Consider the following 25,399-nt stretch of genomic DNA (forward strand, 5'->3'; position numbering starts at 1 on the left):
AATCAGATAGTTATCGCAATGATACCGCACCTCAAAACACCTTCTGTATTCTTTACCCTGTGTGACACTCGCACCTAATTATTAATAAGTTCATTGTAAGTTTAGAATGCAATTTAGTTTCAGATATGAAACTTTGTCTTATAATTAATATTTTTAATAATTAATTATATTACCTTTATTTATCAATTAAATAGGATTATAAAAATATTTCGGACTGCGAATAGTGAATAGCCGTTAGAGGCAGTGATATTGAATTAAATTGAATAGCCTTCTTAGTGTTTTAGAAGACTATTGCGCTATTTATCAATGATATACCGCCACTTAAGGTGAGTTATTTACGACGATTTCGGTTCTTATACACCACGCAAAAGTTACCACGTTTGGTTCGGCATTTTGAGCAGCGCTCGCAATCCACTGGCGCTCGATTACCCTCTTTCCAGCGCTTTATTAACTGAGGCTCAGCCAATAAAGGACGTGACACAGCGAAAAATTGGATATCTGTGTTTTCTGCAATTTTCTCAATCGCACCAATGTCACTCAATCCGCCGACAGTAATCACCGGGATGCTCACATCTTGACTGATCACATGTCCATATTCGTGAAAATAGCCTTCTTCTTGTAGTGTGTAACCATCGAACGTTTCACCAACAAGCTCGTTTGCTTTGCCGTGAATATTGCCAGACACGATGATCGCATCAACGCCCACTTCTTCGAGTTTCTTACAAACGACGCGAGTTTCATCGAACGTTAAACCGCCGTCAAAGAATTCTGTCGCGGTAAGCTTCACAAGGATTGGGAAAGTATTCCCAACCAGCTTTCTGGTTTCAGAAAAAATTTCTAAAAGGAAACGCATGCGATTTTCTAAGCCACCACCGTATTCGTCTTCGCGACGATTATAGTACGGGCTTAAAAACTGGTTAATTAAATAAGTGTGCGCCGCATGAATCTCTACGCCGTCAAAACCAGCGTCTTGAGCACGTTTACTCGCCAATGCAAATGCCTTTACGATGTAGTCGATTTCGTCTTTTGTCATCGCTTTGCCTTGCGTATTCGTGCCACGCTCAGGCACGTCACTCGGAGCGAAGATGACACGCTCACCGACGTTGTAGGTGGTTTTGGTGCCACCGTAAGCAATTTGCATCACGATTTTAGAATCGTGTTGATGTACTAGCTCTGTTAGCTTTTTGTATTCTTCAATAAAAGAGTCGTTGTAGATCCCCATCATCCCAGCGTTGGGTTTCTCTTCTTCCACGATATTGGCATAACCCGTGACAATAAGCCCAACTTCCCCTTTCGCAAGCGTTTCGTAAATATCGTAAAGCTTTGCCGTCATGTGGCCATCTTCGGTCGCCATGTTCTCCCACGTTGCGCTGCGCACAAAACGGTTCTTTAGGGTCATGTTGCCAATGCGGGCTTCGGAAAACAAAATGCTCAAAACCAGTCCTCTTAATGTTGTCTTTATGGTTCTATCTTTTCCCAAGTAACCAAGAACAAAAAAGGAACAGCGATACACAACGTATGGCTGTTCCTTCTCTGAACCCGTGAGACCTGCAAACTACAGGCGCACCTTAATGCCTCGTGGGTGACAAAACTTTAATCTGGATTAAGGTTTAGTGAGATAAGCTTTTAAGCAAAGCAACTCTGCCGATTTCTCAGTTAACCTTCACTCTACATTCTGGGGGTAAGATCTTCTCTTTTTCGAATGAGACTTCACAATCCACAAGAACGCTTCCTCCCCCATGTAGGTAAAAGTAATCAAGAACGAAAAATACTTTATTATCACGCTCTCCATACTCTTCTACAAAAACGCCAGCACTCTGGTTGAAATCCAGTTTTTCATTATCTAGAGAAATGGAGGAAACTCGAAATACATCATTTATTTCATAATCTGAACGATTAATTGTATCGACTTCAATCACTGGATTAACCTCCATGTTGTGGATAATAAGCCTAACAAGAGTATCTCCAACGCGATAAGTTTCCACGGAGCTAACCGAGGACGGAACTTGGGCTAATACGCATGAAGAAATTGCAACAATTGGAAGAAGAGTAAAACGACGGAACATGAACCACGACCATAGTTAAAAGGGATAATCATATTATCTCTTTTAGGCATGAATTCGAGTCTAGCAAAGCATGTAGCTCTCAGAATGGGAGCTACATGGAAGTGATATTAAAGAATTTCAAACTCAATAAATAAACGGCAACGGAATAAGCTCTAATCCTAGTACACCACTGATCCCCATCACCACTAGCAGTGAGACTTTAAACACCGACTTTGACCAAGCGATGTAGTTGCTGTCATCAATGCTGCGAAAGGTCACTTTCGTCCACATAAAGCAAACGACCGCTGCAACCGCTAAGTATTCATACCCGGCTTCACCAAGTAAAAATAACCCCAACGATACGGCCCCAAACGCCACGACATACGCTTTCATGTGTCGATGCGCTTTATGAATGCCCTCTTTAACTGGTAATACGGGAATCCCGGCTTCTCGGTAGTCTTGCATCCGGAACATGGCAATGGCATACGAGTGAGGCATTTGCCAGAGACAGAACATGGTAAAGAGTAAAATCGCTTCCAAGCTAATGAAGTTTGTTACCGCCAAGTAACCCACCAATGGCGGGACTGCGCCTGAAATACTTCCCACTAAGGTTCCATACACCGAGTTACGTTTGTACCACATCGTGTAAAAGAACACGTAATACACGTAGCCAAGCAACACGACGACAGCGGATAGTGGGTTCACTCGGATAAATAACAGTGCGGTGCCTACCAGCAATAAAGCAAGTGCATAAACAAACGCAATATCGATATTGATGTTGCCTTTCACTGTTTCACGATTTCGTGTACGTGCCATCTTTTGGTCGATATCACGATCAAAAATATTATTCACCACACAACCTGAAGCGATGACTAACCCAACCCCAACTAACGTCGTAACGAACAACATTAGACTGGCTGGTTCTGTTTTTGCGGCGAGGAAGAACCCCGCCGCAACAGAAATCAGGTTGCCGAAAATAATGCCCGGTTTGGTGATAGACAAATAACTTTTCAGCATACCTTGGCCTACAACTTCATGTTGACGTTCATGTTGTAGATGATCCATACCGAGCCAGCGATAAGGATAAGTACAACAATGGCGGTAAACATCAGTGATACAAGGTTCCAACGTCCGTCGGATGTTTTTGTTTCCATGTGCAAGAAGTATTTGAAGTGAACAAATATCTGCACTAATGCACATCCAAATAGAATCGCATAGGTTGTTGTATCTGGTAATGATTTCGTCCAAACAAAGTAGAACGGAATTACCGTCAGAATCAGTGAGACAATGAAGCCTTTCACGTAATCTGACGCACTGGTTTCTACATGTTGATCCATTACATTACCCCCAGTAAGTAAACGATGGTAAAGACACAAATCCAAACGATATCTAGAAAGTGCCAAAATAGGCTTAAGCAGTTAAAGCGCATTGCCATATTGTCGTTCAGACCTTTCGTCGACAGTTGGTGATACGCTACCGCTAACCAAATCAGACCAAAGGTTACGTGCAGGCCGTGCGTACCAACCAACGTAAAGAATGCCGATAGGAATGCACTTGTTTGTGGACCATAGCCTTCTTCAATCAGGTGATGGAACTCATAGACCTCCATACAGATAAAACCAAGACCAAGTGCGAACGTTACTAACATCCAACGTTTGAGACCAGCAACGTTGTTGCGCTTCATCGCGATAATGCCAAAACCAAATGTGATACTGCTAAACAGCAGCAGCATGGTTTCGACAAACACGAATGGGAGTTCGAAAATGTCTTTACCTGTTGGGCCCGCAATTGAATTGCTCGACAGTACAGCGTATGTCGCGAACAAGGTCGCAAACAGCACGCAATCACTCATCAGGTAAACCCAGAAACCAAATAGCTTGTTGCCATTCGTGTCATGGTGGTGATCATGGTCGTGATGTGCTGCGATATTAGTTTGCATACGTCACCTCCAGATCATCTTTACTTTCGCTGTCTTTCACTGAGTTTTTCTTCGCTTCTTCAAGCTGAGCTCGACGCTCGGCCTCAATTGCTTTGATCTCTTCAACTTCCACGTAGTAATCCACGTCATCGTTGTAGCTATGCTGAATACACGTCACGATAATACCGACCAAACTTGCCGCCGCTAGCCACCAGATGTACCAAATCATGCCGAAGCCAAATAGGAGCGACCAAGCCGACACGTAGATGCCTGTTGCCGTGTTTTTGGGCATATGAATACGTTCGTATTCCACTTCTTTAGTTGGATCGAACTCGCCACTTTGTTTCTGGTACCAGAAGGCATCCAGCACATCACCTTTTGGTAGGTGTGCAAAGTTGTAGAATGGCGGTGGAGACGATGTTGCCCACTCAAGAGTACGACCACCCCACGGATCACCAGTTAGGTCACGGTTTTGCTCGCGGTCACGGATACTCACGTAAATTTGGATGAACTGAGACAATACGCCCAGCGCTATCACAACCGTACCTGCTGCGGCAATCGACAACAGTGGGAAGTATTCAGGGTTGATGTCTTGGCTTAAACGACGAGTCATACCCATAAAGCCCAATGCGTAAAGCGGTAGGAACGCCATTAAGAAACCAATAATCCAAAGATAGAACGCACGTTTGCCCCAAGTTTCATTCATGGTGAAACCTGTCGCTTTCGGGAACCAGTAAGTGATCGCAGCGAAACACCCAAAGACCACACCACCGATGATAACGTTGTGGAAGTGAGCAATCAGGAATACTGAGTTATGCAGAACGAAATCTGCGCCCGGAACAGCCATTAGTACGCCTGTCATACCACCAACAGTAAAGGTGATCAGGAAGCCCACCGTCCACATCATTGGCGTCGTAAAGCGGATGCGGCCTTTGTACATGGTGAATAGCCAGTTGAAGATCTTCACCCCTGTTGGGATAGAAATGATCATCGTGGCAATACCAAAGAAGGCATTTACGTTCGCGCCAGACCCCATCGTAAAGAAGTGGTGTAGCCAAACGACAAACGCAAGAACCGTGATAACTACGGTAGCCCAAACTAGCGATGTGTAACCGAACAACTTTTTACGTGAAAAGGTTGCGGTGACTTCTGAGAACACACCAAAAATTGGCAAGATCAAAATGTACACTTCTGGGTGGCCCCAAGCCCAAATCAGGTTGACGTACATCATTACGTTGCCGCCAAGATCATTGGTAAAGAAGTGCATGCCTAGGTATCTATCCAGCGTTAGCAGAGCGATAGTCACCGTTAGGATTGGGAATGAAATGATGATCAAAATGTTTGCACACAGAGACGCCCAAGTGAAAACTGGCATCTTCATCATTGGCATAGACGGTGTACGCATACGCAAAATGGTCGCGAAGAAGTTCACGCCTGTTAACGTCGTACCAACCCCTGATATCTGCAGTGCCCAAATCCAATAGTCGACCCCGACTCCTGGGCTGGCCTCAATACCTGAAAGCGGCGGATACGCTAGCCAGCCGGTGCGACCAAATTCACCTAAGCCGAGAGACATGTTTGTTAGGATGACACCTACAACAAACAGCCAGAAGCTCAAGTTATTCAGATACGGGAAAGCTACGTCACGCGCACCAATCTGCAATGGCACGATGATGTTCATCAGACCAATGACCAATGGCATCGCTACGAAGAAGATCATGATCACGCCATGGGCAGTAAAAATTTGATCGTAGTGATGCGGTGGTAAGTAACCTGCTTCACCCGCAGAAGAAAGGAGTTGCTGACTACGCATCATGACTGCGTCAGCAAAACCACGAACAAGCATCACCATCGCTACTGCGATGTACATGAAGCCAAGTTTTTTATGGTCTACTGAAGTAAACCATTCATTCCACAAATATTGCCACTTTCCGGCTTTAGTTACCGCGTAAACTACGGCTAAACCAACCAGCGCCACAACCGCTAAGGTGATGACGATAATAGGTTCGTGGAATGGAACTGAATCAAGAGTTAATCTTCCAAACATTACGATTATCCTTGGTTTTCAGGCAAACAGTTCATTGAACCAGGATGCTGAGTCACAACGTCGGTGAACAAGAACGGAGGAACGCTAGAGAACAAAGTGACTGGCTCTGCGATACTTGGCGCTGCCAGTGAGCTGTATTGCTCCCAATCTTCAATACGATCAGGGCTCGCCTTCACTTTCTGCACCCAATTTAGGAACGCAGCACGATCAGACATTGCTGAAGCTGTGAACTTCATTTGCGAAAAGCCTTCGCCGCTGTAGTTCGATGCAAAACCCTTGTAGTCACCTTCGTGGTTCGCTATCAGGTTGAGCTTGGTTACCATGCCTGGCATCGCGTAGATCTGTGTACCTAAGCGAGGGATGAAAAACGCGTTCATGATGTTGTCCGAAGTCAGTTTGAACTGCACTGGCACGTCTTTCGGGAACGCCACATAGTTCACCGTCGCAATGTTTTCTTCTGGATAGATGAACAACCATTTCCAATCGAGTGACACCACTTCGATCGTCATTGGTTTAACATCACTTTCCAATGGTTTGGAGGGCTCTAGTTCATGAGTCGAACGCCATGTGATCGTCGCAAGAATCGCAATGATGATGATTGGAATTGTCCATACCACCACTTCGATTTTGGTCGAGTGTGACCACTCGGGAGCGTACTCTTCTTCAGTGTTAGAGGCGCGGTATCGGTAAGCGAAGTAAATCGTCATTAAAATCACAGGGATTACAACGATCAACATCAGCAAAAGAGCAGTAATAATTAGCTCTTTTTCCTGCACACCAATGGCACCTTTGGGGTCAAGTAAAGCTGAATTACATCCTGAGAGCATAAGTATGACGGACGCCAAACTTCCCCTCGACAAGATGCGTTTATATCTTGAGGCTTCCATTAACTTTCTCGATGGTTGTCTGGTTTCAAAACAAATGCCAATCACAGTAAATAAGAGCTCAGAAACAGCGCTGGGGACATGTTTGATAAAAAGGCAAAAATTTTGATAAGTAGTTATTCTACTCACAAATTTTTCAGCGCCGTTATCAAGCATCTTAACCCGCTAGAATGAACAATTACTTGCTACGATTGGTATCAAGCTAAGAACCAGTTGTTATAGTCATTAGAATGTTTATGTGTTGAGCATGAGTAACGTCGGGATCAGAGCGAAACAAAACGGAATTGAGTGGAGATCAAAACCACACTATTAGTGTGAGTTTATTGTTACACTTTGAAACACAATGTTACATTTGGCGCATTATGAGGAGTAAAAAGTTAAAGCTCATTAGCCACAACTGGAAACTAACCTTCCATTAATGAAACCCACACACTTAAAATAGGAGATTAACCTCAACACGAATTTCACGTGCTTCACAGTTAATGTCTTTTGAAACAGACAGTTGCAAATTCATTTTGATGAGACTGACTATCAACTGCATTTACATAGATAGCTTGATTACGAAGGGGAAATTAAAAGTGGAAAATTGTGATCAATGTCAAACTAATGATTTCACTTAGTATTTGAGTGGTATTTACTTCTCATTATTTACTTTTGGCAAACCATTCGCAGGGCGAATCCAAACATGAGTAATAAACACACTTACGTTGCCCAGAACTGGCTCTCGGAAAAATAGGAAATGTTGAAAGGAAAAGAAGCTTGTCATTCCGGTCTGTGGGCCTAACCCTAGGGCTTTACATACGAATGCCTCCATCCACTTCTAAAACTCTGCCAGTAAAGTAATCACTCTCAAGAATGTATTTTACTGCATGTGCGATTTCACTTGTTTCACCCATCCTTCCAATTGGGATCATCTTTTCTAGCCGTTCTATGGCTTCTGGTTTCATTTGCTCTGCCATCGCGGTATGTACCACACCTGGTGCAATCGCCGCCGCGCGGATACCGTATCTTGCTAACTCACGGGCCCACGTTGTTGCCATGGTTGCGACCGCCGCTTTAGATGCAGAATAATTGGTTTGACCGATATTCCCTGCTCTCGCGACACTAGAAATATTGATGATAACGCCTTGTGAACCGCTCTCAATCATCTTGACGGCAGCTTCACGCCCACACAAAAATGTCCCCGTAACGTTGACGTTCATGACCAAATTGAATTGATCCAAAGACATCTTACTGATCACGCCGTCTTTTGATTTTACAAGTAACCCATCTCTTAGCACGCCAGCGTTATTGACTAGTCCATTGAGTTGGCCAAAATCTTGGATAACCGCGTCAAACGTGGTTTCAACGTCGATTTCGCTCGTTACATCCACTTGATAAGTCAAAGCTTTCGCACTCAGCATTCGGCACTGCTCTTGTGTTTCCATTAAGCCGCTAGCGTTTACATCTAATAACGCTAAATCTGCTCCGGCTTGAGCAAGCGTAATTGCCATCATTTGCCCAAGTCCCTGCCCTGCACCTGTAATGGCAATGACACTATTTTTAATATCCATAGTTACTGCACTCCTTCGCTAATAATGTTCCCTATTTCAAGCCTGTTTAGGTGGTCCGAAATGATGAGTTTTACTTCACCATTTCAGACGGCTTTGTAGCAAAACTCAGTCTAGCCCTTCTTACTCTTGTAAAACTCAAACAAGCTTGAGAAGTCGAGCTCGCCGTGGCCGCTCGCGTTGTGGAAAGAATATAAATTACGCGCCAGTGAGCCCATCGGAACCGAAGAGTGTGTTTGTAACGCCGCATCTAACCCCAAACCGAGATCTTTCAACATGAGTTTGCTCATAAAGCCCGGTTGGTAATCGTTGCTGGCTGGTGCACTGTCCATCACTCCTGGGCAAGGATTGTAAAGCTCCAATGCCCAATTTCGGCCGGAGCTTTGCAGCATGATGTTTGATAACACTTTGGGATCGAGCCCATGATCGATACCTAGATTTATCGCCTCGCACGTACCAGACATTAAAATGCCGAGCATCAGGTTATTACAGATTTTCGCCATTTGACCATCGCCCGCTTTACCGGCATGGAAAACATTTTTACCCATGTACTGCAAAATGGCATTGGCTTTAGAAAACGCTTCATCCGAGCCACCAACAATAAAGGTTAATGTCGCCGCTTTAGCGCCGGCAACGCCACCCGAAACGGGCGCGTCGACAAACAGCACGCGTTTATTTGCCGCTTCATTGGCGACTAATCGCGCAGAGTCCGGATCAATGGTTGAACAATCAATCATCAAGGTACTTGGCGAGACAAGATTGAGGACACCTACGCCGCCGTGTAAGTCACCAAGATACACGGAACGAACGTGAGAACCTGCTGGTAGCATCGTGATGACTGTGCTTGCACCATCCACGACTTCCTCAATAGAGCTCGCCACCACCGCACCAAAAGGTGCAAGTTGCTTTGCCGCTTCGCTATCGACATCAAATACTTGCACGTTAAATCCAGACGCTAATAAGTTTTGCGCCATCGGATGCCCCATTCTTCCTAAACCGATAAATGCGATGGTACTCATGATCATTCTCCTTCTTGACCTAGTGTTTGTTCACCCAAATCAGCAAGCGGATGTTCGTCATCCGGCCAAAGTGAGGTAAACAAGGTATCGATGACATCTTCATCGACTTCACTGACACTGTTAAACATCCAGTTAGGTTCGCCATCCCGGTCAATAAGCCGAGAACGGACGCCCTCTTTAAACTCACCTAATAAGGCGCTGCGAACCGATAAACTCAGCTCCAAGCGGAAGCAATCTGCAAGTGGTAAGCTGTGGTATTCTTTCACTTGTCTGAAGCAAATATGCGCGGTGATCGGACTGCCCGCGGCGAACGTTTGTTTCGCGTTTTCTATCCACTGACTGTTCCCTTCGATAGCTATGACTCGCTGTGCTATCGCATTAAGATCAAAGCCTTTGCACGCTTCCTCTATCTGATCTAAGTATGGACAAATTTGCGTGGTTGGTTTGCTATCAATAACCTGTTCTTCCATTAATTGTAGTAGCGCAGTTACCAACTCTTTCGCATCTTCTTTGCCCCACTGGAGCCGCTTTAGCTCATCCAGTAAGGTGGGATACTGCTCTTCCAACAGTAACCAATCGGCCAAACCAATAGTGACAGCGTCACTTGAATTCACCATTGAACCTGTCAATCCGAGGAATAAACCCACTTGCGGGTCTATCTGGCTTAAAAACCACGTACCTCCCACATCAGGATACAGTCCGATATTGATTTCTGGCATAGCAAGGCGTGATGTTGTTGTCACAACTTTATGGCTGGTTCCCATAAAAAGCCCCATCCCACCCCCCATGACAATACCTTCTCCCCAACCGATAATGGGCTTGTTGTAAGTGTGAATGAGATAGTCACACTCATACTCCAACGAGAAATAGTCCGTACAGAACTCTACGATTTTTTCTTTACTCTCGTTATGCATGACGTGATACATAGCTCGAACATCGCCACCAGCGCAGAATGCTTTTTCTCCAGCGCCAGTGAGTACCACACAAGTCACATGCGGATCGTCTTGCCACTTGATAAGCTGATCGTTGAGTTGGACTAACATGTCATACGTCAATGCATTCAATGAAGCGGTGTTGTCTAACGTTGCGATACCAATGCGGTGCACGCCATCTAAGCACTCTATTTCACTGATGGTTACCATCCCTGCCATGTGGCCTCCTATCGGTTTTTCCATTGCGGTGGGCGTTTTTCTAAAAAGGCGCGAACACCCTCAACTTGATCTTCCGTATCAAAAAGATTCAGAAACAACTCTCGCTCTTTCATTAAGCCGTGCTTAAGTGGCGCAGAGCGCATATTTTGAATGAGCGCCTTACACGCAGCGACAGAAGATGGCGACTGGTTCGCAACAGATTCAGCAAGCTCCAACGCTTTACTTAAAGCTTCGCCTTTGGGAACCAACTCCTCAACCAAGCCTAGTTCTTTTGCTTTGTCAGCGCTGACTTGCTCTCCACATAAAATGATACGCTTTGCCCAGCCTTCCCCTACTAACGCTGTGAGGTTTTGGGTACCGCCAGCGCAGGGCAAAAGTCCGACTTTGGCTTCAGGTAAAGCAAGTACCGCTTGCTCTTCAACTACTCGAATATCACAAGCTAATGCCACTTCTAAACCTCCGCCCATGGCGTAACCATTAATGGCGGCAATGGAAACACCACGGAATTCCGAGAGCGTTTCAAAAGCTTCACCAAAGCATCGCGCCATGTCTAACGCAACCGCTTTGTCACCATCAGAAAATAGCTTGAGATCCGCACCAGCAGAGAAAAACTTTTCTCCACTGCCAGTTAAAACCAGTGCGTAGACCTGCTTATCATTGTTAAGTGTGAGTATCAGCGACTTCAGTACCTTGAGGCTCTCTGCTGTCCACGTATTGGCTGGCGGGTTGTTCATTGTCACCACCGCAACATGATTAGTGATCGTATGTTGAATGGCTTCTTGGGTTAATGGCATATCTGAATCCTTTCTCAATGAGCAAATCCAATACTTCGCTACAGCAAGGCCGATTCCTCAGAGAGCAAACGGCGCGCGATGATCAAGCGCATGATTTCGTTTGTCCCCTCCAGAATTTGATGCACACGCACATCTCTGAAATGACGCTCCATTGGATACTCTTTGATGTAACCATAGCCGCCATAAAGCTGCAACGCTTGGTCGCAAACCTGAAAGCCCACATCGGTTGCGAACCGTTTTGCCATCGCGCAATAAGCCGTGGCATCCGGGTCATTTCGGTCGAGTTTACTGGCGGCATAGCGCACCAACTGCCGCGCAGCCACTAGCTCTGTCGCCATGTCTGCCAATTTGAATTGTAAGGCTTGAAACTGCGCAAGCGGCTTGCCGAACTGCTTACGTTCTTGAATGTACCGTGCCGCCTGATTAAGGGCCTGTTGAGCCGTACCGACGGAGCAGGTCGCAATATTTATACGCCCTCCATCAAGCCCTTTCATCGCAAAGACAAAACCTTGCCCTTCTTCGCCCAGTAAATGGCTAGCTGGAATAACGACATTTTCAAAAGTAACCGATCGTGTTGGTTGACTGTTCCAACCCATTTTGGGTTCTTTGCGCCCATAGCTGATGCCATCTGCTTGAGCAGGAACGACAAATGCAGACACGCCTTTGGCACCCGCTTCTCCAGTTCTCGCCATCACGACCAAAACATCTGTCTCTCCTGCGCCAGAGATAAAGGTTTTGCCACCGTTGAGCACATACGTATCCCCCTTTTTTGTAGCGGAAGTGGTCAGTGCAGCGGCGTCTGATCCTGCGTTGGGCTCGGTTAAGCAATAGGAGCCTAACCATTCCCCCGTAACTAACTTCGGGCAGAACTGCGTTTTGGCTTCATCGGTAGCAAAACTGGCTATCATCCAACTGACCATGTTGTGAATCGTCATAAACGCCGTAGTGGACGTACATCCCATGGCCAGTTGTTCAAAGATAATTGACGCATCTAAGCGACTCAGCCCTAAGCCACCTTGCGCTTCTGGAGTGTAGAGACTCAGGAAGCCTAACTCTCCGGCCTCTCTCAATACGTCTTTGGGGAAGATCTGTTTTTCATCCCACTCCGCCGCCATCGGTGCTAAACGCTCATCGGCAAATTGCTGAGCGGTATCGGCAAATGCACGTTGATCTTCAGTAAGTTCAAAGTCCATAAAAGCTCCTTCTATTCACTCAGCGCAGTTGAATGGTCAAATTAGGCCCCGTTGGAATATCGTCATCAAACCAACGTGCCGTCACCGTTTTAGTCTCGGTATAAAAACGTACCGCTTGTTTACCATACGCATGCAAATCGCCATAGAAACTGCCTCGCCAGCCTGTAAAAGAGAAAAATGGCAAAGGTACCGGAATTGGCACATTGATCCCCACTTGACCGACTTGAATGTCATGCTGATATTTTCTTGCAGCAGCGCCATTAGCCGTAAAAATGGAAGTGCCGTTCCCGTATGGGTTGCGATTCACTAACTCAATGGCCTCTTGCAACGTTTCGACTTCCATACAAACTAAGACAGGGCCAAATATCTCTTGCGTGTAAATCGACATATTCGCTGTTACACCGCTAAACAAGGTTGGGCCAATCCAGTTTCCATCAGGAAAGCCTTCCACTTCACACTGACTGCCATCCAGTTCACACACTGCGCGTTGTTGTTTGCCATCTTCAATTAGGTCCAATACGCGTTGTTTAGCTTGCTCACTGATGAGTGGGCCATAAGCAGCTTGCTCATCGTCCCAAGGCCCTGGGTGTACTTTCGCCATTGCCTGTTTGAGGTCTGTAATCCATTGTTTTGAATCGCCGACAAATACCGCAACAGAAATTGCCATACAACGCTGCCCCGCCGCCCCAACGGAGGCCCCCACTAGGTTATTCACCACTTGTTCCTTGTTCGCATCAGGCATGATCACCATGTGATTTTTAGCACCAGCAAAAGCTTGAACGCGTTTAAAGTGTTTCGTACCCGTGGTGTAGATATAACGGGCAACAGGAACCGAGCCAACAAATGACACCGCTCGAATGTCAGGATGAGCCAGCAGAAAGTCGACTTGGTCTTTGCGACCATGAACGATTTGCAACACTCCTTTCGGCGCGCCAGCTTGCTCAAATAGTTCGGCTAAACGAATAGAGGTCAACGGCACTTGTTCGGAGGGTTTGAGCACAAACGTATTACCCGCAGCGATAGCGATTGGGAACATCCACAACGGAATCATGGCAGGAAAGTTAAACGGCGTAATGCCGCAACACACACCCAGGGGCTGAATCATTGAGTAACTATCAATGTCCGTGGCAACGTTTTCGACGGTTTCGCCCATCATATTGCTGGCAATGTTTGCAGCCTGCTCAACAACCTCTATGCCTCGCCACACATCGCCTTTAGCATCCACTAAAATCTTACCCGTTTCATGAGAAAGCAGTGTGGCAAGCTCATCATGATGTTCTTTGAGAAGGTGCTGATAACGAAGCATGACTCTGGCACGCTCGGATACTGCCACTTCCTTCCAGGATTGGAATGTCTCTTTCGCATTATCAATGGCGGCTTCCATCTCGTGATCCGTTGAGCAGGGAACGTACGCAATGACATCATTAGTGGCAGGATTGGTCACCTCAACCCAATCCGAAGTTTGAGATTCACGAAACTCTCCACCAATAAACAAGGGAACTAAACGAGTCATCATTTACTCCTTTCTGATTTCAATTAAAGCGGTATTTCAATGCCTATCGCCGTTGCCTCTCCACCACCGATACAAAGTGACGCAACGCCTCGCATCACTTTTTTGGCGTCTAGATCACCGTCGGTACCTAAAGCTTGTAGCTGACGCAAACTATGAATCAATGTCACCAGAATTCGAGCGCCACTTGCGCCTATCGGATGCCCGAGTGCACACGCTCCGCCTTTAATATTAACTTTGCTTATATCAAGCCCAAGTTCTGCTACCGCGATTTGTGTCACGACAGCAAAGGCTTCATTGATTTCCCACAGATCCACTTCGTCAATTGACCAATCCAATTGGGACAACAACTGTTCAATCGCATAAACGGGAGCCAAAGTATATTCAGCAGGTTTTCTGGCGTGTGTGGCGTGAGACTTGATAACGGCGAGTGGCTCAAGACCTTGGTGGAGCGCAGTCTCTTCATCCATTAGAACAAGCGCTGCAGCGCCATCGGAAATCGCACTCGAATTAGCAGCGGTCACTGTGCCTTTTTTATCAAATGCAGGTTTGAGTTGAGGGATTTTATCCAGATCAACCGAGCGCGGGTGCTCATCGTAATCCAGCGTTCCTTGTTCAGACTTGGTGTTGAGTTCAATCGGTGAGAGCTCGTCGGCAGATAAGCCTCGCTCTTGAGCTTCCAACGCACGTTTTGCCGACATCACTGCCCATTCGTCCATTTGCTCTCTGGTAAACTTAAGCCTATCTGCGACGTGCTGAGCATAAACACCCATTAAGTGCCCTTCGTACGCATCTTGCAATCCATCGAGAAACATGTGGTCATACGTCGACTGGTGGCCCATGCGCATTCCCTTTCTCGCCTCTTTCAATAAATACGGCGCATTGGTCATACTCTCCATACCACCAGCAATGGCCGTTCGAATCGTTCCAGCTTTGATAAGATCGTGCGCCAACATGACGCTCTTCATGCCGGAACCACACACTTTATTGATAGTCGTGCACCCTACACTCATGGGTAAATCCGCACCAATTGCCGCTTGTCTCGCCGGGGCTTGCCCACAACCAGCAGGGAGCACACATCCCATGAAAACTTCATCTACAGATGTCACATTCACTTCATGCGTCGCAGCCTTTATCGCTAGTGCACCTAATTGGGGAGCGGAGTAAGTTTGCAACTTTCCTTGAAAGCGCCCGATCGGCGTTCTTTTCGCGCTGACAATCCAGATGTCTTTTTCCATGATTCGCATTCCCTTGAGGTATATGTGAACACTAGACTGACTGATGACGCCCCTGCATGACATTACTCACCAAGTGCTACGCCAGTCTTTGTCGCCCTTTCTCACTGACAAACTTTCATACTGCGATTTCTTGACGTTTACGTAAGCATAGCACTAGCCTTTACAATGAGATGAAAAAACACACCAAGTAGTCGTTTATCTTTCAAAATTTGCGTTCGGCCTTTCCGTTGAAGGTTCGATTTCCAGAAACTGGATTTTTATTCGAGGTAAGTATGTTATGGAAAAATACAAGATCAGTGACCTCGCCAAGGAGTTTGATATTACCACTCGCAGTATCCGGTTTTATGAGGACGTAGGTCTGATTGAACCAGAGCGAAAAGGCAACATGCGCGTTTATCAACGCAGAGATAAAATTCGTCTCAAACTGATTTTAAGAGGGAAACGGCTCGGTTTTTCACTGGCAGAAATTCGTGAACTTTTCGAGCTCTATGACATGCAACAAACCGAAGGACAGTTATTGAAAATGCTCAATATCATTGAAGAGAAACAAGCCGTCCTACAACAGCAACTCAATGACATCAGCGTCGTAATGGCAGAGTTGAATGCCGCTAAAGAACGCTGTATTCAAACACTCAAAAGCAAAGAGACATAACCGCTATACTCAAATAGCGACACTGCAATCGGCTTTTCCACCTTACCTCTGATATCGGGAGACGTTATGAAAAGCACCTACGCCCCACTCAATTTCGGACTTGGTGATACCATCGATATGCTCCGAGACCACGTTAATGCCTTTGCTACGGAACATATTGCTCCCATCGCCGCAGATATAGACCGCGATAACCAGTTTCCAAACCATTTGTGGCCTTTGTTTGGAGATATGGGGTTGCTCGGTGTCACCGTCGATGAAGAATTTGGTGGTGCAGGCATGGGATACCTCGCTCACGTTGTTGCAATGGAAGAAATCAGCCGTGCCTCTGCATCTGTCGCTTTAAGCTACGGCGCTCATTCTAACCTGTGCGTCAATCAGATCTTTCGCAATGGCACGCCTTCTCAACGCAAGAAATACCTTCCCAAACTCATCGATGGTACGCACGTTGGCGCCCTAGCTATGAGTGAGCCCAATGCCGGTTCAGACGTGATAAGCATGCAACTGAAAGCGGAGAACAAGGGCGACCATTTTGTACTGAATGGCAACAAAATGTGGATCACCAACGGTCCCGACGCTGACATAGTGGTGCTTTACGCTAAAACGGATGTCAATGCAGGTTCACGAGGTATTACCGCATTCATTGTTGAACGCAACGTCGAAGGTTTCAGCCATGCTCAAAAGCTGGACAAACTAGGCATGAGGGGCTCGAACACTTGCGAACTTGTATTTAACAATTGCGTAGTGCCGAAAGAGAATATTCTTGGCGAGCTGAATCAAGGCGTCGAGGTGTTAATGAGTGGACTAGATTACGAGCGCGTCGTCCTCGCTGCCGGACCACTCGGGATAATGCAAGCTTGCATGGACATTGTGGTCCCGTACGTACATGAACGAGAGCAGTTTGGAAAATCCATTGGCGAGTTTCAGTTAGTTCAGGGCAAGATCGCCGATATGTATTCTCGAATGAGTGCAGCAAAAGCGTATGTATATACCGTCGCAGCGGCTTGTGATCGAGGTAACGCAACGCGTAAAGATGCCGCAGGAGCGATTCTATACAGTGCAGAACTCGCCACACAAATGGCACTCGATGCAATCCAATTGCTCGGTGGGAATGGCTACATCAATGAATACCCTGCTGGTCGTTTGCTACGTGATGCAAAGCTTTATGAAATCGGCGCGGGTACCTCAGAGATTCGCCGCATGTTAATAGGCCGAGAACTGTTCGAAGAATCTCGCTAAAGGAACATACGACAAGGAAGTCATTATGGCCATTATCAAAAGTAAAACTAAGCCAACTGACGAGTTATTTCTTTCCAATAAAGCTGCGATGGAAACGTTGGTCACTCAACTGAATCAACATATCGAGACCATCAAACAAGGAGGCGGTGAAAAAGCCATTCAGCACCAGAGGCAAAAAGGAAAACTCCCCGCACGAGAACGCATCGCGCGCTTGCTTGATGACAACACTGATTTTCTTGAAATTAGCCAGTTTGCCGCCTGGCAAGTGTATGACGAATCCATCCCCTGCGCTGGCGTTATCGCCGGCATTGGTTTCATAGCGGGGATTCAATGTATGGTCATCGCCAACGATGCTTCGGTAAAAGGCGGAACCTACTACCCACTCACGGTAAAAAAACACCTTAGAGCGCAAGAGATAGCCCAACGTTGCCAACTCCCCTGCGTATACTTGGTGGACTCCGGTGGCGCAAATCTCCCTCATCAGTCCGACGTCTTCCCCGACAAAGAACACTTTGGTCGCATTTTCTTTAACCAAGCGAGGATGTCAGCAAAAGGCATCCCTCAGGTTGCTGTTGTGATGGGGCTTTGCACTGCTGGGGGCGCATATGTTCCTGCCATGGCGGATGTGTCCATTATGGTCAAAGAGCAAGGCACCATATTTTTGGCGGGACCGCCTCTGGTGAAAGCGGCCACTGGCGAAGTCGTGACGGGTGAAGAGCTCGGCGGTGCAGACGTGCATTGTCGTAAATCTGGTGTTGCTGATTATTACGCTGAAAATGATGAGCATGCCCTAATGCTTGCCCGAGAAGCCATTGCCAATGCCAATGCCAATAGAGCGAAACCGATTAAGCCGGAGAACACCGTGCTACCTCCCCGCTACGATGCTGAAGAAATCTACGGAATCGTGAATGCCAACTTACGACTATCATTCGACGTCCGAGAAGTCATCGCCCGCATCGTCGATGATTCTGATTTTGACGAATTCAAAGCCTTGTACGGCAGAACGTTAGTGTGTGGCTTTGCTCGCATTCACGGACACTTGATCGGCATTGTGGCAAACAACGGCATCTTGTTTTCTGAATCGGCACAAAAAGGCGCACACTTTATTGAACTTTGCGCCAAACGGAAAACACCGCTTCTCTTTCTCCAAAACATTACCGGATTTATGGTCGGGAAAAAGGTGGAAGAAGAAGGCATCGCAAAACATGGCGCCAAGCTGGTGATGGCCGTCGCTTGTGCTGATGTACCGAAGTTTACCGTGATCATCGGTGGGTCGTACGGCGCTGGCAATTATGGCATGTGCGGCCGAGCTTATGATCCAACCATGATGTGGATGTGGCCGAACGCGCGTATTTCTGTGATGGGCGGAGAACAAGCGGCAGGAGTCTTAACACAAGTTCGAAAAGACGCGAAGGAACGCCAGGGAGAAGCGTGGTCAGAGCAAGAAGAACACACTTTTAGAGAATCGATCATAGACTTGTATGAAACACAAGGACATCCCTATTTTGCGAGCGCTCGGCTATGGGATGATGGAATTATTGACCCCAAACAAACGCGTCAGGTGTTGAGTCAGGCGCTAACGGCAGCATTAAATGCTCCCATTCCTGATAGCGAGTTTGGCGTCTTCAGAATGTAAATATCCAAAGATGAATTAAGGAAGTTAGTATGCAGGAAATGCAACCAAGCATTATTCCCAACGCCCAAAGGCAAGATGATGTTCTTTGGCATGTCGATGACAATGGCGTAGCAACCATCACTCTAAACAGAACAGCCAAGCACAATGCTTTTGACGCTTGTACGATCGACTTGCTGATCCACCGCCTAGATTATCTCGCTTTACGAACGGATGTGCGATGCTTGGTATTAAAAAGTAACGGCAAGCACTTTTCATCCGGGGCCGACCTGAATTGGATGCAGTCGATGGCCGACAGCACGAGGCAAGATAATTTCGTTGATGCCCAAAACTTGGCAAGACTCATGGAAACACTAGATTCGTTCCCTCAACCCACCATCGCGCTTGTACAAGGCTCCGCTTACGGCGGCGCGCTGGGATTGATTTGTTGCAGTGATATCGCCATCGCGAGCCAATGTGCTAACTTTTGCTTAAGTGAAGTTAAGCTTGGTTTAGTTCCGGCAACCATTGCGCCTTACGTCATGCGCGCGATGGGGAATCGACAAGCTAGACGCTATATCTTAAGTGGTGAAGTCATTTCAGCCGAGGATGCCGAACGGTTTGGTATTGTGCATGAAGTGAAAGAAGCCAAACAACTTGAAAGTGCGGTCGATAGCGTGATCAAGACGTTACTACTTAATAGCCCAGATGCGATGCGTAAAGCGAAAACGCTATGTCACCAATGTCATCAAAACCCCATCGATCAACAACTGATTCACTATACCAGCAAGCTCATTGCGGACATTAGGGTATCGCCACAAGGCCAAGATGGCTTGCAAGCGTTTCTTGAAAAACGAAGCCCACGTTGGGTAACCAAATCACAGGACAAGTAATGCTGCCTTCCAAAGTAAATATTGTCGAAGTAGGTCCACGAGATGGGTTGCAAAATGAATCTCCTGTTGCTACCCAGACTAAAATCCGGTTGATCAACTTACTCTCTGATACTGGGCTAACGCATATTGAGGCGGGCTCTTTTGTTTCGCCCAAATGGGTGCCACAAATGGCGGACTCAACAGAGGTCATGAAAGCAATAACAAGGCGAAATCATGTTACTTATTCTGCCCTGACACCAAACCTAAAAGGCTTCGAACAAGCCTTGGAGGCTGGTGCCAATCAGGTCGCAATTTTCACTTCATCATCAGAAGGATTCTGCCAACACAATATCAATTGCTCGATTGCAGAAAGTTTAACTCGCTTCGAGCCTGTAATGCGATTAGCCACCAAACACGGCATCCCTGTTCGAGGCTATCTATCCTGCGTTGCCGATTGCCCTTATGACGGTCCAACAGCCCCTAAACAGGTGGCGAGCGTGACCAAATCGCTCATCGATTTAGGGTGCTATGAAGTATCCCTAGGCGATACCATCGGCACAGGCACGCCAAATCGAATTGCAGCTATGCTAGAAGCCGTCATGTTGGTTGCACCTCTTCCCCAGCTTGCTGTCCATTTCCACGATACATGGGGACAAGCGCTCGCCAATATTCATCAAGCATTGAGTATGGGCATCAATACCATCGACAGCAGTGTAGCTGGGCTGGGTGGATGCCCATACGCTCATGGTGCCTCGGGGAATGTCGCGACGGAGGATGTACTGTATTTATGCCAAGGATTAGGGATCGAAACGGGGATCGACCTAGAGCTGTTAGCAAAAGCTGGCTGGATGATCAGCGAAGAGCTTAATCGAGAACCCACGTCAAAAGTATCGCTAGCTTTGCGTAACCGTATGACATCTCTAACGTAAGACGTTTATTAAACCTCGTAGTTTGCTTTGATACCGATATCAAAATGAAGTGGCATCCGCCACTTTGATATAGACAGGAAGCCCATAATTAAGCCAGACAAGCCTGTCGCAATAGTCGCTACCGTCAGTATTTCGAAACAAAACGCAAAGGTTGCGATGGCAAGTAGCACTGGCACCGCTTTCAAGCCTGGAACTTTAAAACTAAAGGACTCTTTCAGCGCCACACCGGAAAAAGTGACAAAGACAAAACCAAGAGAAAGCCACACGCGGGATAAGTCTGGGTCGCTCACCATGAAGAGCAGTCCCACCCAAGTTGACCAGCTGATGACAGTACGTACAGTTTTACTGTAGACATGGATATTGGCTGCAGTTAATACACCCGCAATGGCGATGATCAGCAACACATTTCGATCATAAAATGCCGAACCTTCAATAAGGTGCAAACCCGATATCGTCATCGCGATAAGTCCAAAGGCAAATACGCTAATTCCTAAACGGTATAAACAGACACTTAAAATATCTAAAAAGTCTAGTGATTCCTGATGCTCAGTATTGGCCATGCTTCACTCCTAAATTGTTCCCTACCCAAACCTCTTGAAGCTACCTAGGGATAGACAAACGAAATCGCCCGCCAGTACGGTAAATAATAAGAGAAAATAAGATAAGCACACAGCCTACTAGCTTATTTGCCGTTAGCACTTCGCCATACCACAGCACGCTCAGAATGACGGTCCAAACTGGCTCTAATATCATGATCAAGGCAGCATTACCTGCCTGAACAAATTTTTGCCCCATGGTTTGCATTACGTAACGCAAGCTCGTCGCTAGCAAAGTGCTCAACGCGAACCACCACCAAATGGAGGAGTCAACCTCTGCCGGAAAAGACTCCATAAAGAAAGAAACCAACAAACCTAAACAACCAGCAGAAAAAAGCTGCACGCAAGTAAGCAGCAACACAGGCAATTTTTGAGAATATTTACTGTTCACATTAAAGTGAAGCGCAAGAACCAGTGCCGCCCCAAGAAACCAAAATTGACTGGCCGATTGCTTCCAACCGCCAACTAAAGAGAGACAGGCGAGACCTAATACCGCGATAGGCAAAGAAAGCCAGAAAATTCGTTGTGGTCGTTGACGAAACATAACCCACGCAACAATCGGCACAAATAGCATGGAGAGACTCATGATAAATGCGCCTTCCCCGAGCGTGTCGCTGATGGAGATGGCGTAAATCCATGTCATAACGGCACTACCTAACAGGAGCCCGACACCACCAGCAGAAAGCACATCTCTCAAATTCGCTTTCAACAAAGGTCGATAGCACAACGGCAGCAGACAGAGCGATGCAATAGTAAATCGCGCCCCGATAAAGCCAAAAGGTGGTAAGCCCTGTATTGTTTCCTTAGAAAAGATCCAACCAAGTGCCGCGATCATCGTTGTCGCAACCAGAATAACCGTCGCTTTGCGTTCTGAGTTAAACATAAGTACTCACAAAATATGGAACACAGTATCGCAGCAAGGGAAGTTTGCTGCGCTGTTGTATCAATTTGAAAGGAGTTTCTGTCGAGCGAAAGTGAAAGCCCGATCCTCTCCTGTGTTGTTGTTACGCAGATTGAAGTTCTGCGGTCGGATACATTAAAGGCAGGTAAAGTCTTAAGGCAAGCGTTTTCGTATACTAAATTGCCTAAGCATCTTATGCACTAAACAAACTGGCTAAAACTTGGACCGGATGTCGAACTACCTCCCCTTCAAAACGCTTAACTTGACTGCGGCAGGAATATCCCGTGGCTAACACACGCTCGGTGGGCAGGTTCTTTATATTCGGTTTCCAACTCAGCTGATAAATAGCTTCAGACGTACTTTTCTTATCCACTTCATGGCCGAATGTCCCTGCCATGCCACAACATCCCGTAGGTATCACTTGCAGCTTTAAACCAAAGTGATGAAAAATAGACTGCCAAGACTTCTCAGTCTCCGGTACTTTGGTCTTTTCTGTGCAATGCGCCATCAAATACCAAGGCTCTTCGTCTGATAAACTTACTGGCGGCCATTCATTGAGTGTATCCACCAGCCATTCATGAGCCGTATAAACTGTAAACTCGCCCCGCTTTTCTTTTAGAACCTGATGGTATTCATCACGATAACAAAGCACTAAGGCAGCATCGATACCGATCATAGGAATTTCAAGCTCAGCAACTTGGTTGAGAAAATCCGAAGTGTTTTGTGCATTTCTGGCGAATGCCTTAAGGAAACCTTTTACATGTTGAGCTTTCCCATTAGGTTTGAAAGGCAGAACAACAGGGTGTTTCCCTAACCGCTGCAATAACTGAATAAAGTCCGAAACCAACTCGGCTTCATAAAAGCTGGTAAATGGATCTTGAACAATCAAGACGTAATTTTGCTTCACTTCTGGGGAAAGCGATTCTAGATACGCAAAGTCAAACGGGCTCACGCCAAGTGCCTGACATCGACTTTGCAACGTAGGGATAGATAGCACTGGCGAATCAATAAAACCGATGGATGTCTCTAATACTTGCGTAACGGGCCTACTAGATGCAATTTGATTAACCAGCTTGGGAGCTTTTGCCATAATCGGCAGCAGTTGCTCAATATTCGACACCAGATAGTCGCGCAGAGGTCTGCGATAACGCGAGTGATAAACGTGTAAAAAACGTGCTCTAAAATCAGGCACATCAACTTTAACAGGACACTGACTCGCACACGCTTTGCACGCTAGACAGCCATTCATCACCTCATAAACTTCATGCGATAGGTCATCAGATGCGGGGCGAGATATCATCTGACTCAGCTTCTGAGCCAAAAGCTTAACCGATAACGTTTGATTGAGAAGCTGTTGTTCGTTAGCGAGCAAATCGAAGCCACTGTCATTCAGGCGACGCAGCCATTCACGCATTATCCCAGCCCTCCCTTTCGGAGAGTGGCGACGATCGGCTGTTACTTTAAATGATGGACACATTGGGCTATCAGCATCGTAATTAAAACACAGCCCATTGCCATTGCAAGACAGCACGGGCTTAAGCGACTCTCGGACTGCTACGGGGATCTGACGATCATAGTAGCCACGCTTGGTCGCTGTGACTTTTACCATTTCAGCGTCGCTATTCAGTGGTGTGCAAATCTTCCCCGGATTCATTTTATTGTCTGGGTCAAACGCCGCTTTAATGCGCCTTAATTCAGTAAAGAGCTCATCACCAAAGAAGGCAGGTCCATATTCTGAGCGATATCCTTTACCGTGCTCTCCCCACATTAAGCCATTGTATTTTGCCACCAGCGCGACCACATCATCGGACAGTTGATGCATCAACGCTTCCTGCTCAGGGTCACACATATCGAGCGCCGGACGCACGTGAAGGACGCCAGCATCCACATGACCAAACATGCCATAATGCAGGTTATTGCGGTCTAGCAACGTACGAAATTCCGCGATAAAGTCCGCCAAATTTTCAGGCGGCACACAGGTATCTTCCGCGAATGCAATCGGCTTTGCCTGACCTTTGGTCGCGCCAAGCAGCCCGACCGCTTTCTTGCGCATGCCATAAATGGCTTGGATGTCTTGGGGTTCACGACAGACTTGATAACCGATGATACCACTGCGTCGGTGAGCTATTTCTTTATCGAGAATTGAAAGTAAGCGTTCAACTTTATCCTCAATATCATCGCTGTGACTGCCTGCGAACTCGACAAAGTTAATCCCTTGCATCTCTTTGCCCTGCACATCTGAGATCGCGTGTTTTACCGAGTGCCAGACAATGTCTTCTCTTGCAAGATTAAGCACCTTTGCATCAACCGTCTCTACCGATAGCGCCTCTGCTTCGACCATCAAGGGAGCATTTCGCAATGCAGAGTCAAAACTATCGTATTTAACGTTCACTAATAGTCGCGTGGTAGGTATTCGCGTAAGATTGAGCTTGGCTTCAGTGATAAAAGCTAACGTGCCTTCAGAGCCACATAATATTCTCGTGACGTCAAACTCTTCACTCTTGTCGTTTATGGCATTTTTTAGGTCATAACCAGTAAGAAATCGATTCAGAGGAGGAAACTTATCCAGAATCTGTTGACGCTTGTCTCGACAAACTTCCTCCGTAATTTTTAACGCTCGCGATACTACATCACTGTTTAACCATTTGTTTTGTTGAATTGCTTCGGTATCGAGCACCGAACCATCCGCCAATACGGCTTTGAGTGCCAACACATGATCCGAGGTTTTACCATATTGCAAAGAGCCTTGGCCTGATGCATCGGTATTAATCATCCCACCTAATGTTGCGCGGTTGCTGGTCGACAGATCTGGCGAGAAGAAATAACCATAAGGACGAACGATGTCGTTGAGTTGGTCTTTGACTATCCCAGTTTCCACTCTCACCCAGCCTTCCTGCTCGTTAATCTCTAACACTCGATTCATGTAGCGAGACAGGTCAACCACAATCCCCGAGCTCAATGATTGTCCGTTGGTGCCCGTTCCGCCTCCTCTGGGCGAAAAGGTCAGGTGTTTAAATTCATCAAGTGCACTGACCTTGCCAAGTATTACCACATCATGATGGTTGGCAGGAAAAACGACCGACAAAGGAAGTTGCTGGTAGACGCTGTTGTCAGTCGCCATGCTCAATCGAGTGGTATAACGAGCATCAGTATCCCCCTTGAAACCAAGCTGTTTAAGGGTGTTAAAGAACTTGATAACCACAGGATCAGAGGAAACCTGTAGCGGAAGTGCAGGAAGCATAATTTGAATCA

At 46.6% G+C, this 25,399-nt stretch carries 23 protein-coding genes; 5 read left to right on the forward strand and 18 right to left on the reverse strand.

What is annotated here, in order from left to right; all coding sequences use genetic code 11:
• Positions 1–331 precede the first annotated feature (331 nt).
• The 14 genes from L3V32_RS11150 to L3V32_RS11215 all read right to left on the reverse strand — a co-directional run bounded on the left by L3V32_RS11150 (position 332) and on the right by L3V32_RS11215 (position 15,349).
• The gene (locus L3V32_RS11150) at positions 332–1,435 is read right to left on the reverse strand and encodes an NADH:flavin oxidoreductase (protein ID WP_237284295.1); all 1,104 of its coding nucleotides are present in this window, start codon (positions 1,433–1,435) and stop codon (positions 332–334) included.
• 217 nt (positions 1,436–1,652) lie between these two features.
• The gene (locus tag L3V32_RS11155) at positions 1,653–2,066 is read right to left on the reverse strand and encodes a hypothetical protein (protein WP_237284296.1); all 414 of its coding nucleotides are present in this window, start codon (positions 2,064–2,066) and stop codon (positions 1,653–1,655) included.
• Between the two features lie 123 nt (positions 2,067–2,189).
• The gene (cyoE, locus tag L3V32_RS11160) at positions 2,190–3,110 is read right to left on the reverse strand and encodes a heme o synthase (protein WP_031780178.1); all 921 of its coding nucleotides are present in this window, start codon (positions 3,108–3,110) and stop codon (positions 2,190–2,192) included.
• Positions 3,071–3,382 (reverse strand): cytochrome o ubiquinol oxidase subunit IV, encoded by a 312-nt coding sequence (gene cyoD / locus L3V32_RS11165; protein WP_167415969.1) that lies wholly within the window; start codon positions 3,380–3,382, stop codon positions 3,071–3,073. Before cyoD ends, cyoE begins: the two co-directional genes overlap by 40 nt.
• On the reverse strand, positions 3,382–3,984 hold the full coding sequence (gene cyoC / locus L3V32_RS11170; RefSeq protein ID WP_005375782.1) for a cytochrome o ubiquinol oxidase subunit III: 603 nt from the start codon (positions 3,982–3,984) through the stop codon (positions 3,382–3,384). The genes cyoD and cyoC overlap by 1 nt, the downstream gene beginning before the upstream one ends.
• The gene (cyoB, locus tag L3V32_RS11175) at positions 3,974–6,010 is read right to left on the reverse strand and encodes a cytochrome o ubiquinol oxidase subunit I (RefSeq protein WP_237284297.1); all 2,037 of its coding nucleotides are present in this window, start codon (positions 6,008–6,010) and stop codon (positions 3,974–3,976) included. Before cyoB ends, cyoC begins: the two co-directional genes overlap by 11 nt.
• A gap of 5 nt (positions 6,011–6,015) precedes the next feature.
• Complete coding sequence (gene cyoA, locus L3V32_RS11180) at positions 6,016–6,897, reverse strand: ubiquinol oxidase subunit II (protein ID WP_005388604.1); 882 nt, start codon at positions 6,895–6,897, stop codon at positions 6,016–6,018.
• 791 nt (positions 6,898–7,688) lie between these two features.
• Entirely contained in the window at positions 7,689–8,447 is a 759-nt protein-coding gene (locus L3V32_RS11185; RefSeq protein WP_065646176.1) for an SDR family oxidoreductase, read from the reverse strand.
• 110 nt (positions 8,448–8,557) lie between these two features.
• Positions 8,558–9,463 (reverse strand): 3-hydroxyisobutyrate dehydrogenase, encoded by a 906-nt coding sequence (gene mmsB / locus L3V32_RS11190; protein WP_237284298.1) that lies wholly within the window; start codon positions 9,461–9,463, stop codon positions 8,558–8,560.
• A 2-nt stretch (positions 9,464–9,465) separates the two neighbouring features.
• The gene (locus L3V32_RS11195; protein WP_237284299.1) at positions 9,466–10,614 is read right to left on the reverse strand and encodes an enoyl-CoA hydratase/isomerase family protein; all 1,149 of its coding nucleotides are present in this window, start codon (positions 10,612–10,614) and stop codon (positions 9,466–9,468) included.
• 8 nt (positions 10,615–10,622) lie between these two features.
• Positions 10,623–11,408 (reverse strand): enoyl-CoA hydratase, encoded by a 786-nt coding sequence (locus L3V32_RS11200; protein WP_145472032.1) that lies wholly within the window; start codon positions 11,406–11,408, stop codon positions 10,623–10,625.
• Positions 11,409–11,446: 38 nt separating this feature from the next.
• A complete protein-coding gene (locus L3V32_RS11205) occupies positions 11,447–12,601 on the reverse strand; it encodes an acyl-CoA dehydrogenase family protein (protein ID WP_237284300.1) in 1,155 nt (384 codons plus the stop codon).
• 19 nt (positions 12,602–12,620) lie between these two features.
• Positions 12,621–14,114: a CoA-acylating methylmalonate-semialdehyde dehydrogenase gene (locus tag L3V32_RS11210; protein WP_237284596.1), complete on the reverse strand. Its 1,494-nt coding sequence runs from the start codon at positions 14,112–14,114 to the stop codon at positions 12,621–12,623.
• A gap of 23 nt (positions 14,115–14,137) precedes the next feature.
• On the reverse strand, positions 14,138–15,349 hold the full coding sequence (locus L3V32_RS11215) for a thiolase family protein (RefSeq protein ID WP_237284301.1): 1,212 nt from the start codon (positions 15,347–15,349) through the stop codon (positions 14,138–14,140).
• A 277-nt stretch (positions 15,350–15,626) separates the two neighbouring features.
• Between L3V32_RS11215 and L3V32_RS11220 the strand changes: the two genes are divergently transcribed.
• Both L3V32_RS11220 and L3V32_RS11225 read left to right on the forward strand, forming a co-directional pair.
• Complete coding sequence (locus L3V32_RS11220; protein ID WP_012842485.1) at positions 15,627–16,001, forward strand: MerR family DNA-binding transcriptional regulator; 375 nt, start codon at positions 15,627–15,629, stop codon at positions 15,999–16,001.
• Positions 16,002–16,067: 66 nt separating this feature from the next.
• Complete coding sequence (locus L3V32_RS11225) at positions 16,068–17,237, forward strand: isovaleryl-CoA dehydrogenase (protein ID WP_237284302.1); 1,170 nt, start codon at positions 16,068–16,070, stop codon at positions 17,235–17,237.
• 64 nt (positions 17,238–17,301) lie between these two features.
• On the opposite strand, the gene L3V32_RS26200 is transcribed toward L3V32_RS11225, so the two are convergent.
• Positions 17,302–17,568 (reverse strand): hypothetical protein, encoded by a 267-nt coding sequence (locus L3V32_RS26200; RefSeq protein WP_276574083.1) that lies wholly within the window; start codon positions 17,566–17,568, stop codon positions 17,302–17,304.
• Here L3V32_RS26200 and L3V32_RS11230 point away from each other — a divergent pair.
• From L3V32_RS11230 to L3V32_RS11240, 3 genes are read left to right on the forward strand one after another with little or no spacing between them, the layout of a single operon-like run.
• Positions 17,449–18,873: a carboxyl transferase domain-containing protein gene (locus L3V32_RS11230; protein ID WP_276574082.1), complete on the forward strand. Its 1,425-nt coding sequence runs from the start codon at positions 17,449–17,451 to the stop codon at positions 18,871–18,873. The genes L3V32_RS26200 and L3V32_RS11230 overlap by 120 nt on opposite strands.
• A 29-nt stretch (positions 18,874–18,902) precedes the next feature.
• Positions 18,903–19,742 (forward strand): enoyl-CoA hydratase-related protein, encoded by an 840-nt coding sequence (locus L3V32_RS11235; protein WP_237284304.1) that lies wholly within the window; start codon positions 18,903–18,905, stop codon positions 19,740–19,742.
• Positions 19,742–20,650, forward strand: coding sequence for a hydroxymethylglutaryl-CoA lyase (locus L3V32_RS11240; RefSeq protein WP_237284597.1), 909 nt, complete (start codon positions 19,742–19,744; stop codon positions 20,648–20,650). The genes L3V32_RS11235 and L3V32_RS11240 overlap by 1 nt, the downstream gene beginning before the upstream one ends.
• A gap of 8 nt (positions 20,651–20,658) precedes the next feature.
• Here the strand turns inward: L3V32_RS11240 and L3V32_RS11245 are convergent, their stop codons facing one another.
• The 3 genes from L3V32_RS11245 to L3V32_RS11255 all read right to left on the reverse strand — a co-directional run bounded on the left by L3V32_RS11245 (position 20,659) and on the right by L3V32_RS11255 (position 25,388).
• Positions 20,659–21,210 (reverse strand): hypothetical protein, encoded by a 552-nt coding sequence (locus tag L3V32_RS11245; RefSeq protein ID WP_237284305.1) that lies wholly within the window; start codon positions 21,208–21,210, stop codon positions 20,659–20,661.
• A 40-nt stretch (positions 21,211–21,250) separates the two neighbouring features.
• On the reverse strand, positions 21,251–22,129 hold the full coding sequence (locus L3V32_RS11250) for a DMT family transporter (protein ID WP_048625206.1): 879 nt from the start codon (positions 22,127–22,129) through the stop codon (positions 21,251–21,253).
• Between the two features lie 211 nt (positions 22,130–22,340).
• Positions 22,341–25,388, reverse strand: a complete 3,048-nt coding sequence (locus L3V32_RS11255) for an FAD-binding and (Fe-S)-binding domain-containing protein (protein WP_237284306.1) — start codon at positions 25,386–25,388, stop codon at positions 22,341–22,343.
• Positions 25,389–25,399 lie beyond the last annotated feature (11 nt).

The organism is Vibrio sp. J2-4 (genome assembly GCF_021728155.1).
Lineage (GTDB): Bacteria > Pseudomonadota > Gammaproteobacteria > Enterobacterales > Vibrionaceae > Vibrio > Vibrio diabolicus.